We start from the raw sequence: 13,276 nt of genomic DNA, 5'->3' as shown, positions 1-13,276 counted from the left end.
CGCTCACCATATTGAGCAAATACCAGGATCAGTGCCTATGCAGACAGGTTATCAGATGGATAAGAGCGATCCCATTTGCAGACCTGGATGCTCACGAGCGGGTTGCCACAGTAAGAGCGCTTGTCACACATGGACCGATCCATCGGGAAGCACCACCAGCTCTCTTCCTGCATCGACCACGACCCAGGTGCCGTCTTTCACATCAAGGATCCACTCCGGGACCCTGTCGACAAGAGGTATGTCGCTTATAATGGCTCCGACAGCCACTATCGGTTCAGACCTCAGGTTTATCATCGCAGCCGGAGCCAGACCCCTCTTCCTGAGCTGGTAGATGACATATGACCCGACTGTGGAGCCCTTGCCTCCCGGAAATATGAGAACAGCTCCTGCGATTGATCTGCCGTAAAGCTCGTGGGATGGATCGACGACCATGCCTGTCTCAGGATTTACATTTCCCAGGAATGAGATCCGCTCTCTGGTGACGAGAGCCGGCCCGCCGGCGCAGCCGCCTGAGACGCGATGGCATTTTATCTCCACTCATGAGCCCCCGGTTGCTGCATCTATGCACTCCTCCAGCGATCCGAAGGACGCCTTTATGCCGCACATTCCAGGTATGTACGCCAGCGCCTTCCCCGAGTTCACCATCATGTGACTGAAGCGCTCGCTCGCAGGCGATACAACCATGCATGTGTCGCATATCACCCTGGCTCCTGTGGACTCGATTCTCCTGACAGTCTCAGGAGCTGATTCCGCGATCCTCCTGGATGTGCAGATCCAGAGCTCTTTGCTCACCCTTCTCCCCTCAAGGAGATCGGCGATCCTCTCCAGCTCATGCAGGGAGCAGTGCGGGCATCCCAGAGCGACGATGTCCACATCTGCATGCGAATCGTATACAGACATGATTTCCTCTTCATCCACAACGATATGCTCGCATGCAGATGGTTCGTACTGCGGAGGCTCCTGCGTTACATCCTTCACGTAATAGAGCGCGACCGATCCACTCGCGGCCATGGCAGCGCCCAGCGCCTTCAGATCGTCTCTGTCAGGCCTGGAGCGCATAACGAACAGCGGCACCCCATCCCCGACGATCCTTCCGACAAGAAACCCCAGCGCTCCGTACTCTCTCACATCCGTCTCAACACTTATCACATGCGTTGGGACGCGGTTCTCCTCGAGATGGTAGCCGTAGAGGGGTGTCTTCCCGACAAGCGCCGCTGCCAGCGCAGAGGGCCCGCCCTCGCGGTTGGTCATCGCGCCGATGACCGAGTTCGCGTACGATACAGCTGATGACTCTGACCATGCAATGTGATCCCCTCTGGAGGCTATGCTCTCGTACAGGAGGTATGGAGTGCATGTGCATTCAATCATGATGCCGAGCTTCCTGTAAGCATCGATGATCTCGAGCTGCTTCCTGGCGAAATCCTCGTCGATCGACATCTCCCTCCATCTCAGGAGATCCATCCCAGCCGGATTGAGTATGCTTGGCACAGCGACCCTTCCATCTAGATCTGAGATCCACTCAAGCCCCGCGTCTCCTATGGTCTTGTATGAGACGCCTGCTATCTGCGCGCTCTTTATCTCAACGAGCCGCTCAGCTCCATAGATATCTCCAAGCGCAACGAGGATCTCCATCGCGCGCCTGAGCGTATCCCCACGCTCGCCCTGGAGCAGCCGCTCTTCATCCCTGGTGAGATGCATCAGCCACCTGTTTTAATTCCGCTGGAAGGTCTATATTCTCATACGTTTGCGTGGATTGTGAGAGTATTGAAACACAAATAACCACTTGATGCAACCTACGCAAAGTCCTTCTTGCTTATGTTCCTCAGTCTCTCCACGCCCTTTATCTCATCAATCACCTTTGCCACAGCATCAGGAACGAGATGCTTCCAGTCCCCTCCTTCAATCATGAGCCTCCTTATCACAGTGCCGGAGTATATCTCCCTCCTGTACATCGGCGGCCTTCTCACCTCGATCCCGGCCTCCGTGAAGAGCTCCACAACCAGTGGATTGTTCGAGTACACCACCTCGAACGGCGGGGTCATGGACTTCACATGAGATACCCAGACGGCATTTCTGTTTATGTCCGGCAGGGGTATGATGTAGAACCATCTCCTCAGTTCCCGGAGGGCGCCATAGATCATGGCGATCCTCTCACCGGCTGTGAACGGGTCTGTCACTGTATGGCTGATCTGGGCTGTGCCGATGCCGACTATGATCTCGTCGACCTCCCGGGAGATCTGCTCCAGCACGAGGTGATGTCCCATGTGGTACGGCTGGAATCTGCCTATGTAGAAGCCACGCCTCATAGAATGTTCTTGCCGATCAGCCTTATCGAGCGCTCCTTGTCCGGACCGATTGGCGATCCAACAACTATCTGGTTGACTCCTGTTTTGAGCAGCTCATCCACCCTGGCCCGGCAGTCTTCAGGTGTCCCTGTCACGGAGAACACATCCAGCATCCTGTCCGTCACGCTGTTCATTGCACCTGCGAAATCGCCCTTCGATATGGCCTTTGATATCGCATCCCTCTCCTGGATGCTGATGCCGTGCCTCTCCAGAACAGCATCCGGCGAGCCTGCTGCTATGAATGCGACGACCTTCTTCGCCTCGGATGCAGCCTTTGACCTGTCCCTGTCGATGCTGAAGCTGGTGTACGCGCAGATCCTCACATCTTCAGGCTTCCTGCCTGCCCGCTGTATTCCGTTTCTTATCAGTGGTATGGCTGCCCTGAAGTCCTCCGGATGAGAGGCGTTTATGAGAACACCGTCCGCGATCTCTCCGGCAAGCTCGAGCATCTTCGGCCCTTGCGCTCCCATGTATATCGGTATGTTTCCCGCGGAGAAGGAGAGCTGAGCGTTCATGCCGCCCTGTGTGACCCTTTCCTTCCTGAGAAGAGCCCTGATCACTGATACGCTCTCCCGCACCCTGGTGAGCGGCTTCTCCCAGGCTATTCCCATGGCATCGAAAGTCGCCTTATCCCCGGGACCGATCCCGAGAATCGCCCTCCCGCCCGAGAGCTCGTTGATCGAGGCTATGCTGGAGGCGGTTATTACCGGGCTCCTCGTGTACGGGTTTGTCACACCGGTCCCCAGCCTGATCCTGTTCGTGAGCATTGATAGAACTGCAAGCGTTGAGTAAACGTCTCTGTTGTTGTAATGGTCTGTGATCCATACCGTCTCAAAGCCAACATCCTCTGCGAGTTTGGACAGATACCCTATCTTCAGCGCGGGATCTGATGGAACGAACTCTATTCCGAACAACTAATATCCTCCAGCACGATTCTGTCGCCGGTGGAGAGGCCGAAGAGCTCTGCGGCACTCCCACCGTTGACCGCTATTTCTGCAAACCCATGGCTCCCAAGAGTTATAAGAGATTCGTTCCATCCGGCCTCCCCATATGTCCGAACACGTCTGAGCCTGCGGCCCATGAGCCTCAAGTCACTATCAGGCAGACGTCTCATATTGAGAACCACGTTTCCGAAGTTATCCACGTAGATGACACTCGCCTCGATTCCGTTCGCGACGATCCTGGGGGATCCGAGATCGAGATCTTGGGGCTCAAAGGGCGTGCCGAGATCTTCGATGGGAGTGCCGCATATTATTTCCGCAGCAGCGCGCGCGAATACGTCCCTGCCGTGGAATGTCGGGGAGGCGTCTTCGGGCACATCAAGCATCCAGGCGACAGGCGATCCGAGTGCGCGGGCTGCAGGCATCAGAATCCCGTTGTCCGGGCCGAGAAATACGTGGCCCCCGCTCTCCACACAGATCGCCGCGCGCTTCGTGCCGACGCCCGGATCCACAATCGCGATGTGTATCGTGCCCGGTGGGAAATACCTGGAGGCGACCATGAGCGCGAACGCGCCGCTCATGACATCCTGCGGGGGTATGTCTGTGGCCATCTCCACGAACACAACATCCCCTGTCCTCTGAAGTATCACCCCCTTCATCTGTGAGAGATAGAAGGAGCCGAAGTCCGTGAGGAATGTTATCACCCTGCCCATCGATACCATCTCCGTCAGCTGATCCTGCCTGAAGACCGGAGTTTCAAACCCACGCTGTGAATAAAGGGCCGCTTGTCACACAGAGGATCATCTCGTACCGAGCTGCATGTTCAGTCCAGGAGCACCATCCCGAACAGGCTAAAGCGCTCCTGATAGGCTTTTAAAACCCTTAGATCGCAGCCGGCGTTTCTCAGAGTGGCAAAGACGTCTATGCCGCACGCCTCAAGCGACGGCCGCATCATATCCTTGTGCCTGCAGAGCACAGCGTCCGCTTTAACGGGCGCCTCGCCCCTGGCGATCTTCTCCTCCGCGATGCACGTCTCGCAGAAGGTGCAGGGCATCGCCCCCATACCAAACGCCTTGTAGCATCCCATAAGAAACGCCTGGCGCTCGAGCTCAAATATGGTCCTGTGGAGCGCTGTGAGCGAATCCCAGAGGTAATGGTGAAGCCTCCGCGGCTCGTATCCAGGAGTCGGCGTGGGTGAGAACCTTGCCAGCACCGCGAAATCATAATCTTCAAGCATCCTCCTGGTCTCCTCAGGTGTCGGGGCGTATGGCGGGCAGCAGAGATGCTTCCCGTACGCCCTGCACCCGTACCTGCACTTCCATCTGACCCACTCGCCCACGACCACGATTCCCGTGGAGATCAGCCTGATATCCGGATGGATCTCTTTGAGCTTGCTGAGCACTTCATCAAAATCGATCCTGAGGCCATGTCGGTCTGTCATGCGATCAATTATTGTTTTTCATGTATAAATCCCTTTGACACTCTGAGCCTCGAATCCTGATCTGGTCAGGAAAAGCGCCGGTTTCGCGGGATCTTCAGAGGTAAAGGAACATGGAGCATCGCACACATCGTAAAGGTTAAAGCCCTGGAAGGGTGACCTCGCCAGCATGGCCCCAAGGGTGCTCTTCACAACGGTCTACAAGAACGATGACGAGCCCTACGACTACATAGGCTCCAACTCGAGGAGCAGATGGTTCAGGTTCTACTGGCCCAGGATACAGTCATTCGGCCTCAGGTTTTTGAAGCAGAACATCCCCGAGCTGGAGATCCTGGAGTACCCGACATGGGATGAGTATCTTCGCAAGCTTGATGAGGGCTGGGATGTCGTTGGATTCTCGTTTTACCTCAACGAGACGCACGAGATCCTGGAGATGGTGGAGGCTGCGAGGGCCAGGGGAATCAATGAGCTGTGGGCCGGCAACTACGGCGCCCTGACCCCTGAGATACAGGACAGGTTCGACAGGGTCTTTGTGGGGTATGCAGAGCACCAGGTGGCCCCGTATTTTGGGAGAAGGATCGAGAAGGTGATACATCCCCCGCTGATTGAGTACCTCTCCACACCCTTCGGGCTGAAGCTGAACATCTACGGAATCCTCTTCACAACAAGGGGTTGTGGAGTGGGTTGCAAATTCTGCCAGACACCGTGCTTCGCGCCAAAGCCAACGCCGATACCACTTGAGAGCATCGAGAGGGTAGTGAACTACTACAAGAAGAACAACATCAACGTGGTGATAATAGAGGACGAGAACTTCGGGGCGAACAGGAGGCATGCGGACAGGGTCGTTGAGATTCTGGATGAGTACGACATGGTCTGGGGATGCATGGCCAGGGCTGATTACCTCAGGGAGAAGATAGATGAGTGGGTGGCGATGAGGCGACGCGTGGCCAGGCGTGATGGAAGCGCGCGGAGGATGGTGAGCGGCTTCGCAGGCGCTGCCATCGGAATCGAGAACCTCCACCAGGAGCGCCTGGATGATATAAAGAAGCGTGAGGGTGTTGACGAGATCGTGGAGACGATAAAGCTCCTCCAGAGCCATGGCATGGGCACCGTCGGATACTACATGATCGGATTCGAGGATGATACTGTGAGCTCGATAGATCAGGATATAAAGAGGGTCGCAGAGCTCAAGCTCGATATAACCCAGATATGCGTGCTCACGCCGCTGCCTCAGACGCAGCTCTGGAACGAGATCCAGGAGCGCTACGGCATATTCGATCATGATTACCATCACTTCGACGGAAAGCACCTTGTCTGGAACCATCCCCACATATCCCCGAAGGAGATGGAGGAGGTGCTCGATAGATCCCTCAAGCGCGTCTACCCCTGGACCGCCCCGCTGAGAACATCCGCGCGGGTTTGGAGGAATGCGTACCGGTATGCAGGTCTCCAGGGGCTGAAGGAGGTCTTCTCATACATAACAAGAGCGAACAGCTTCGACTTCGAGACGAACGTTCCAAGGCTTCTGGTATGATGTGGTGAGCCGGATGCGCGTTCTGCTCCTCGCCTCGCCGGTGGTGCAGCCGGACTTCGACAGGATCGCCAGGATACCTGACCTCGGCCTCGTCTCGCTCGCAGCTGCGGTTGACGATCTATGTGAGGTGCATGTCGCCGACCTCCACGGCATAAGGGATCCTGACGGGTTTGTGAGGAGGCATGCGAACCGCTACGATCTGATAGGGCTCACAGCGATGAGCTTTCAGTATGCGAGAGCCCTCGAGCTCGCCAGGATCGCGAAGGACGCAGGCGCAGAGGTTGTGATCGGCGGCTACCACCCCACGCTCTTCTACAGGGAGATCGGCTCCAGCAGCGATCTGATGCTTGTGGATTACATCGTCAGGGGTGAGGGGGAGATGACCTTCAGGGAGCTCGTGAGCGCTCTTATCAAAGGCAGCCCTCTCGATGATGTCCTGGGGCTCTCCTACAGATCCGGATCGGAGATGAAGCACAACCCTCCCAGACCCCTCCTTGCTCCGGAGGAGATCGAGATGCCCAACAGGGATGCCCGCCTGATCACAGATGGTTTCTACGCGTTTGATGTTCCGGTGGACTCGGTGGAGACGAGCAGGGGTTGCACACAGGGCTGCAAGTTCTGCTCGATAAACAGCATGTACGGCAGGAGCTTCCGCAAGTTTGAGATCAAGAGGGTGATAGAGGACATACAGGATGCGGAGGAGCACGGCGCTGGCTCGATATTCTTCCCAGATGATAACATCACTTTGGATGTCAAGAGACTCGAGGCGATTTGCGATGCCATCATCGATGCAGGTCTGACGCATCTGCGGTACAAGACACAGGCATCCGCATCAGGCATCGCCTCCAGTGAGAGGCTCGTTAAAAAGATGGGCGAGGCGGGTTTCGATGGCGTCTTCCTCGGCGTTGAGAGCGCCAGCAAGAGGAACCTCCAGTTTTTCGGAAAGGGGAGAATGTCGGATCATGCAGAGCGTGCTGTGAGGTATCTCCACGATAACGACATCATAGTGTCCACAGGTCTTATCGGTGGAAATCCGGATGACACAGCAGAGGACATTTGGGCGAACTTCCATCTCGCAAGACAGCTCAAAGTCGATTTTCCGATATTTTATATCAACACACCCTACCCCAAGACCCCGATGCGCGAGGAGCTGGAGCGGATGGGGCTGATAACGAACAACGACTTCAGGCTCTACGATGGTCTTCACGCCAATGTTCGCACGAAGCATCTGAGCGCCGCGGAGGTACAGTACATCACTTGGGAGATGAACGCCAGGTACTACAACTGGGAGTGGTTCAAGTACAACAAGGTCAAGAGGCTGTATCCGAGATGGTTCGCGAGGGAGGCACTGCGGCTGGCTCCGATGTACGCGAAAAGAAAGCTCGAGCTCCTGCTGAGGATAAAGAGCAGAAAAGATCTATTCCTGGAAGATCTGGCGCGCGGGGAGCTGTGCAAGGGCGTTGCATGAAGAGCAGAGAACGCATCCTTGGCCCTGCTCGATGGGTTTCCGCTCATCCGGGGTCACCGAAATCGCTCATCCCCCAGCTCGCATGGCCAACCTCACGCTCCTCCAGATCATCACGTGGGGTTGTGCTCTCTCCCCGATACACATTCTTTTCCCTGCGCCGGGAAGAAGGATAAGAGTGTGGTCTGGCGGGAGAATGCATTTGAGTAACGCCTCCAATCGCTCGACTTTGACCTCATCCTGCTCTCCGCTGACCTGATCGCCTCATCCAGGCTCTCGAACCTCATGGGGCGCGATGAGAGGGCTGCTCTTGCTGCATCTCTCACGACCCACACTCCCAGCGGTGCCCAGTATTCCTCCGTGATCTCCCTGAGCGCCAGGACCCCCGCCTGTCTTTTAATCCGGAGAAGATGCTCAAGCACAGGCAGGCGTGCAGCGTAATACCCGCCGGCAAGCGTGCTGTACGATCGTCTGCCTGTACTTCCTTCGCGATCAGATCCTATCCAGAGACGCTCAGGGGACCATGCGGATCCGGGATGCCATATCTCTATGAGCTCAAAAGAATACGCCCCGGGCATGAGGAGTATCTCGAAGTGGTTTCCCAGGATGCCCCCTGAGTAGAGCTCGTATCCAACCATCTCAGGCATATCAAGGACGCGGCTGCGCAGGGCGTTTCCAATGATGTCATCTGATGCTGTTATCGCCCACCTTGTGGGAACGAGCCTGCGGTCATGCCCCAGCAGGCCCATGGAGAGGAGGCGTGAGATGTGATCGATGCTGATCGAGGAGCTGTAGAGCTCACAGACTGCAGAGGATGCCCTGACATCTGTATCGCCCACCAGCTGGTCGACCTTCCTGGGAACAGACGGGTTGCCTGTGATATCCATGTCCTCGATCCTGCCGCCCGGACCCATGGGAGAGAGGACGCCATCGAAGAGCATTCTTCCCTCAGGGGGTTTGACGAAAGAGACCTCGGTCTCCACAGGCTTGCTGGACATTGCTATATGCTGGGCGCTCTCAAGAAGTCTTCCCGGTTTTTTTGCATCGTGGACGTGTATCTCGAGCTCTGACCTGATCATCCTGGTTCTCATAGAGATTATTCTGAAGATATCAAGCGCCGGCTGCCCAGGTGAGGCACCTACTGGCACCAGTGGACCGGCTCTCACAACCGGATATCCGTGCCTTCCGACGAAGACCTCAGGCGGTGATTCCCCCGAGAGACGATTCCCTATTCTTGGCAGGGCTGCAAGCTCCTCGAGCTTAATCAGCAGCGGACACACAGGCCGGCCGCAGAGGCCGCGCCCCTTGCATGTTATGCATCTTACCGCCATGAAAGCATTTGATGGAGGGTTGACCCCATGTATTCGATTCTGTACGGGACCAGCACCTCGAACGATTTCATCCTTTTGTCGCGACCTTCTATCGCACGCGCTGTTCGTTGTGTGGAACCAGCTGGTCAGCACATGTGAGACAGTGCACAAAGCGATGCGGGGGCTTACAACGCTGTCTCAGAACTTCATCCGCAATGCGAGAGGAGGCACTTCCATCTGGTTCCAGGGTCTCCATGCCGGTCGATGGCCCCGCCACTTTATGACTGCTCTGAGCTGGCACATTCAAATGAGTCAGATAACAGCTCTGTGTGTGGAGCAGCGGCTGGACACCGCAGGCAGATGGCATTGCCATTCTCAGATCTTGGGTCTGATGCGATCTGAATCTCCGGAATACTGATCGTTTCGAAATTTGCACTACGACCTCTCGTAGACGAGATCGAGCTCGGATCCCCTCCATGTGAACCTTGGCACCGAGTGTCTTCTCGCCACACGCTCTCTCAGTGCGTGAACCACAAGGGGCACCGTGATCGTGGCATCTGAGAATACCTGCGCCATCCTCGCCTCTTTATCCACCTTCCCCCAGGATACAGCCTCGCTGAACGTGCATCCTGAGAGCCCCCCAAAGTGCGGCGTATCTGTGGTGTACTGTATCGCATAGGAGTGCCCGCCCCTGTAGGTCCCCATGAGCTCTGATATGACCTTCGTCTGCTGTATGAAGTTCTTGGGCACTCCGCCGCCTATGAAGACCACCCCGGTCTCTGCGGACTTCTCGGATATCTGCGTTATCTCGTCCACATCCCTTATCTGATCCACGATGACCCTGTGGCCGTTGCGCCAGGCTATGACCATACCTATCCCTATGGAGCTGTCAGAGAGAGCCGGTACAAATATCGGAACTCCAGCACGGTACGCAGCCCCGAGGATCGTCGTCTCCGGCAGATCCCTCCCCAGAAGCTCCATCATCTCCCTGGATGAGTATGTGATATCGGTCCTGAGGCTCATCACAAGATCTGATATGTACTTATCCGCCCTGTGCAGCTCGACCTCGGACACGAAGACATCAAAGATCCTGTCAATCTTGCATTCGTTCAGGTAAGCATCGTCAGCGCATGCACTCCCCCTGTAGTGCCTTATGCCAAGACCTTCACAGAGATCGTGGAAGAGGTTCGCGCCCGTGCTCACCAGACAGTCCACATATCTTCTGGATATGAGATATGCGATCATCTCCTGTAGCCCGGCGGGGACCATCGCACCTGCAAGTCCCAGAAATATCGTCACATCTCTGCTCAACATGTTCTCCCAGACGCGCAGGGACTGGCCGAGCTGCCCTGCCTGGAACCCCATACGGGCCATATCAGAAACCAGATCGCCTATGCTCCTGTCGACCACCGGAATCGTTGTTCTGTGCTGCATTTCTGACTCGGGATAGCTCATGGCACAATGGGAGGTATCTTAACATTTTTAAAGGTTGTCTCCCGGTCGACGGTCAGGATCCTGGAAGGATCAGGATGTTCGGAGAGGCTTCAGGATCGTGCCAGAACTTCGGTCCTGTACGATCATTGAGATGAGCAGCATCAGACCAGCCGGGATTCAGGAGGCGTTATGTCCGGGCACGCTTATTCCTGACAGAACATCCGGTTATTTGAGACCACGAAGCATAAATTCAACCGCATGGGTCATCGGTTAAGGGTTTTATGTACATATATTGATCATGAAATTTGACAAATTGAGATCTCCCCATCGTGGAGAGTCTGATTAAAATCGACCACCTGTGGACTTGAGTCCTGATAGCAGTACTGAGTGGGGATAAGACTATTAAGTCCAATTCTACACATGTTGATCTTAACCGATGACGCATAAATTCAACCGTATATGTAATCACGGGATCCCAGAGATATGTTGAGGGAAGCATGGGAATACCACGAACCAGAACTTCAACCGTATCTGTACTCACGGCACGCATCCAGGAAGACATCTGGGAAGCCCCTGTATGATGCGGAATGGATGTGCGAGTAGCTTGCGATCATTCTTCCATCAACAATTCCATCCATGCCGCTGGATATGCCGGTGCCGCGGTTCAGCTTTATGGCGTAGCTCACATCGCCATCCACCACGAGCTCAGAGTGGTGAAACTCGTGGCCCATGAACTCATCCCCACTCCTGCCGATGCATGTGTCGGTGACGAAGGCGCCGCTCACGTAGCTCACGATCCTCCTGCTGCCCCTTCGCGCGAGTGCTGGAACCACTCCGACCATCTGATATGAGTTCTGATTTGATACCCCTCCATCCTGGGGCCACTCCAGCTCCCTGCACATGTACATCAGGCCACCGCACTCTGCGTACACAGGCATGCCATCGGCCTGCGCATCTCTTATGGAGCTCATCATCGAGCGGTTCCTCGAGAGATCCTCTGCATACAGCTCCGGGTACCCGCCGCCTATGTACAGGCCATCCACATTCGGGATCCCGGAGTCGCGTATCGGGCTGAACGGCACGACCTCAGCGCCCGCAAGCTCGATCAGCTCCAGGTTGTCTCTGTAGTAGAAGTTGAATGCCTCATCCTGCGCAACGCCCACTTTCAGGCCGGCACCGCGCTCGTTTCTGAGATAGAGATCAGGCTCCGCCTCCTGGAGATCCTCTGCCTCCTCAGCCATCTCGATCAATCTATTTATGTCAAGACTCATCTCGACGATCTCTCTTATCCTGGCGACCCTCTCATCGAATCCATGATGTCTCAGTCTCCCCTCTGTCACAGGAACCAATCCAAGATGACGCATTGCGAGGTGCATATCATCGTTTCTCTGGATGGAGCCCACGACCGGAACTCCAGCGTAGTGCTCGATCTCCCTTGTCGCTTTATCAGCATGCCTCTCTCCACCGAGCTTGTTCAGTATGACTCCCCTGATCTGGACATCCCTATCGTAGTCCATGTAGCCCTTCACAAGAGCGGCTGCGCTCCTTGTTATCGATCTCGCATCCACAACCAGGATCACGGGCGCGCGGAGCATCTTCGCGATCTGCGCTGTGGAGCCAGCGTCTCCCTCGTATCCCTCGTAGAGGCCGCGAACCCCCTCGATCACAGCAATATCAGCATTTCTGGCTGCATGACTGAATATCTCCAGCACCCTGCTCTCGCTCATCAGATAACCATCGAGGTTCCTGCAGAACCGTCCTGTGATCCATGTGTGGTAGCTCGGATCTATGTAGTCCATGGCAACCTTGAATGCCTGCACCTTCAGGCCCCTGCGAACAAGCGCTGAGAGCAGTCCTGCGACTATCGTGGTCTTGCCGCTTGAGCTTCTGTCCCCGGATATGACAATTCTCGGAATGTGCATGCTCTCACCTCCACGAGAGTTTGAGAGATCATCTCCTCCTGGGGAGTGGTTCACATCCTCGTTATCTCACGCAGCCTATCGTCGTCGAGCGGCTCTGGCACCGATGCATCGCTGCAGCTGAGAACATGCTCTGCCAGGGCGCGATAAACACCTGCAATGCTGCTCTCAGGCTCGCCCTCTATCACAGTGACGCCTCTCCGCTCGCACCTCTGGACCACCGGATCTTTTGGTATGAACGCGACCATCCTGCTCCCTATCGCCCTGGCAAACTCATCGACGATCTCCCTCTCGCCTTCGACCACTCTGGAGTTGCAGACAACACCCCCCAGCTTTGCTCCCAGCCGCTTCAGGCCCCTGCATATGTTGTTTGCCGCGTACACAGGCATGTACTCTCCGGATGTTATAATGTACGCCTCAGTCACAAGACCCTTTCTTATGGGGGCTGAGAATCCGCCACATACGATATCCCCAGGGACGTCGTACAGCACAAGATCGACCTCATCCATTATCCTGGAGACCTTCCTGAGGAAATCTATTGCCACAATTATTCCCCTTCCTGCGCATCCGACGCCCGGCTCAGGGCCGCCGACCTCTATGCATCTCACTCCCCTGTACCCTGTGAAGACGACATCCTCCTCACGGATCTCCTTCCCCTCCCTGATCATGTCCATCATTGTGGGAATTCTTCTTCCGATGAGATTGATCGAGGAGTCGCTCTTCGGATCGCATCCGACGACCAGGACCCGAACCCCGCGGTCGGCGCATGCAGCAGCCACGTTTGATGCTATGCAGGACTTTCCGATACCTCCCTTGCCGTAGATGGCAACATGCTTAATAGGTGACATGACAGACTCCGCTTAGCTCATGGAGAGGTAGATATAAGGAGT

12 protein-coding genes are annotated in these 13,276 nt (G+C 55.7%); 2 read left to right on the top strand and 10 right to left on the bottom strand.

What is annotated here, in order from left to right; genetic code table 11:
* Nucleotides 1-123: 123 nt before the first annotated feature.
* From QHG98_07085 to QHG98_07060, 6 genes are all read right to left on the bottom strand, one after another.
* Nucleotides 124-537 carry a DUF126 domain-containing protein gene (locus QHG98_07085; GenBank protein MDH7597480.1) on the bottom strand — a complete coding sequence of 138 codons (414 nt, stop codon included), beginning with the start codon at nt 535-537 and terminating at the stop codon, nt 124-126.
* Nucleotides 538-1,698 carry an aconitase X catalytic domain-containing protein gene (locus QHG98_07080; protein MDH7597479.1) on the bottom strand — a complete coding sequence of 387 codons (1,161 nt, stop codon included), beginning with the start codon at nt 1,696-1,698 and terminating at the stop codon, nt 538-540.
* Between the two features lie 95 nt (nt 1,699-1,793).
* The gene (locus QHG98_07075) at nt 1,794-2,306 is read right to left on the bottom strand and encodes a nicotinamide-nucleotide adenylyltransferase (protein MDH7597478.1); all 513 of its coding nucleotides are present in this window, start codon (nt 2,304-2,306) and stop codon (nt 1,794-1,796) included.
* A complete protein-coding gene (mer, locus tag QHG98_07070) occupies nt 2,303-3,259 on the bottom strand; it encodes a 5,10-methylenetetrahydromethanopterin reductase (GenBank protein MDH7597477.1) in 957 nt (318 codons plus the stop codon). The genes QHG98_07075 and mer overlap by 4 nt, the downstream gene beginning before the upstream one ends.
* Nucleotides 3,247-3,999: an SAM-dependent chlorinase/fluorinase gene (locus QHG98_07065; GenBank protein MDH7597476.1), complete on the bottom strand. Its 753-nt coding sequence runs from the start codon at nt 3,997-3,999 to the stop codon at nt 3,247-3,249. Before QHG98_07065 ends, mer begins: the two co-directional genes overlap by 13 nt.
* Before the next feature lie 110 nt (nt 4,000-4,109).
* Nucleotides 4,110-4,727, bottom strand: a complete 618-nt coding sequence (locus tag QHG98_07060; GenBank protein MDH7597475.1) for a DUF2284 domain-containing protein — start codon at nt 4,725-4,727, stop codon at nt 4,110-4,112.
* A gap of 166 nt (nt 4,728-4,893) precedes the next feature.
* On the opposite strand from QHG98_07060, the gene QHG98_07055 reads away from it, so the two are divergent.
* Nucleotides 4,894-6,258: a radical SAM protein gene (locus QHG98_07055; protein ID MDH7597474.1), complete on the top strand. Its 1,365-nt coding sequence runs from the start codon at nt 4,894-4,896 to the stop codon at nt 6,256-6,258.
* A 13-nt stretch (nt 6,259-6,271) separates the two neighbouring features.
* Nucleotides 6,272-7,726: a radical SAM protein gene (locus QHG98_07050; GenBank protein ID MDH7597473.1), complete on the top strand. Its 1,455-nt coding sequence runs from the start codon at nt 6,272-6,274 to the stop codon at nt 7,724-7,726.
* A 110-nt stretch (nt 7,727-7,836) separates the two neighbouring features.
* On the opposite strand, the gene QHG98_07045 is transcribed toward QHG98_07050, so the two are convergent.
* From QHG98_07045 to cfbC, 4 genes are all read right to left on the bottom strand, one after another.
* The gene (locus tag QHG98_07045; GenBank protein MDH7597472.1) at nt 7,837-9,054 is read right to left on the bottom strand and encodes an Nre family DNA repair protein; all 1,218 of its coding nucleotides are present in this window, start codon (nt 9,052-9,054) and stop codon (nt 7,837-7,839) included.
* A 414-nt stretch (nt 9,055-9,468) separates the two neighbouring features.
* A complete protein-coding gene (locus QHG98_07040; GenBank protein MDH7597471.1) occupies nt 9,469-10,488 on the bottom strand; it encodes a deoxyhypusine synthase in 1,020 nt (339 codons plus the stop codon).
* Nucleotides 10,489-10,988: 500 nt separating this feature from the next.
* Complete coding sequence (cfbB, locus tag QHG98_07035; protein ID MDH7597470.1) at nt 10,989-12,389, bottom strand: Ni-sirohydrochlorin a,c-diamide synthase; 1,401 nt, start codon at nt 12,387-12,389, stop codon at nt 10,989-10,991.
* A gap of 50 nt (nt 12,390-12,439) precedes the next feature.
* Entirely contained in the window at nt 12,440-13,234 is a 795-nt protein-coding gene (gene cfbC / locus QHG98_07030; GenBank protein MDH7597469.1) for a Ni-sirohydrochlorin a,c-diamide reductive cyclase ATP-dependent reductase subunit, read from the bottom strand.
* Between the last annotated feature and the right edge of the window lie 42 nt (nt 13,235-13,276).

It is taken from the genome of Methanothrix sp. (assembly GCA_029907715.1).
Lineage (GTDB): Archaea > Halobacteriota > Methanosarcinia > Methanotrichales > Methanotrichaceae > Methanothrix_B.
Note: the sequence above shows the minus strand (reverse complement) of the source record. Positions and strands in the feature narration are given on the sequence as shown.

What these genes read in the sequence shown, in the direction of transcription:
- QHG98_07060 (MDH7597475.1), bottom strand. Translation starts at nt 4,727, where the DNA reads ATGACAGACCGACATGGCCTCAGGATCGATTTTGATGAAGTGCTCAGC.
- QHG98_07050 (MDH7597473.1), top strand. Translation starts at nt 6,272, where the DNA reads ATGCGCGTTCTGCTCCTCGCCTCGCCGGTGGTGCAGCCGGACTTCGAC.
- cfbC (MDH7597469.1), bottom strand. Translation starts at nt 13,234, where the DNA reads ATGTCACCTATTAAGCATGTTGCCATCTACGGCAAGGGAGGTATCGGA.
- cfbB (MDH7597470.1), bottom strand. Translation starts at nt 12,389, where the DNA reads ATGCACATTCCGAGAATTGTCATATCCGGGGACAGAAGCTCAAGCGGC.
- QHG98_07065 (MDH7597476.1), bottom strand. Translation starts at nt 3,999, where the DNA reads ATGGGCAGGGTGATAACATTCCTCACGGACTTCGGCTCCTTCTATCTC.
- QHG98_07040 (MDH7597471.1), bottom strand. Translation starts at nt 10,488, where the DNA reads ATGAGCTATCCCGAGTCAGAAATGCAGCACAGAACAACGATTCCGGTG.
- QHG98_07045 (MDH7597472.1), bottom strand. Translation starts at nt 9,054, where the DNA reads ATGGCGGTAAGATGCATAACATGCAAGGGGCGCGGCCTCTGCGGCCGG.
- QHG98_07080 (MDH7597479.1), bottom strand. Translation starts at nt 1,698, where the DNA reads ATGCATCTCACCAGGGATGAAGAGCGGCTGCTCCAGGGCGAGCGTGGG.
- QHG98_07075 (MDH7597478.1), bottom strand. Translation starts at nt 2,306, where the DNA reads ATGAGGCGTGGCTTCTACATAGGCAGATTCCAGCCGTACCACATGGGA.
- QHG98_07055 (MDH7597474.1), top strand. Translation starts at nt 4,894, where the DNA reads ATGGCCCCAAGGGTGCTCTTCACAACGGTCTACAAGAACGATGACGAG.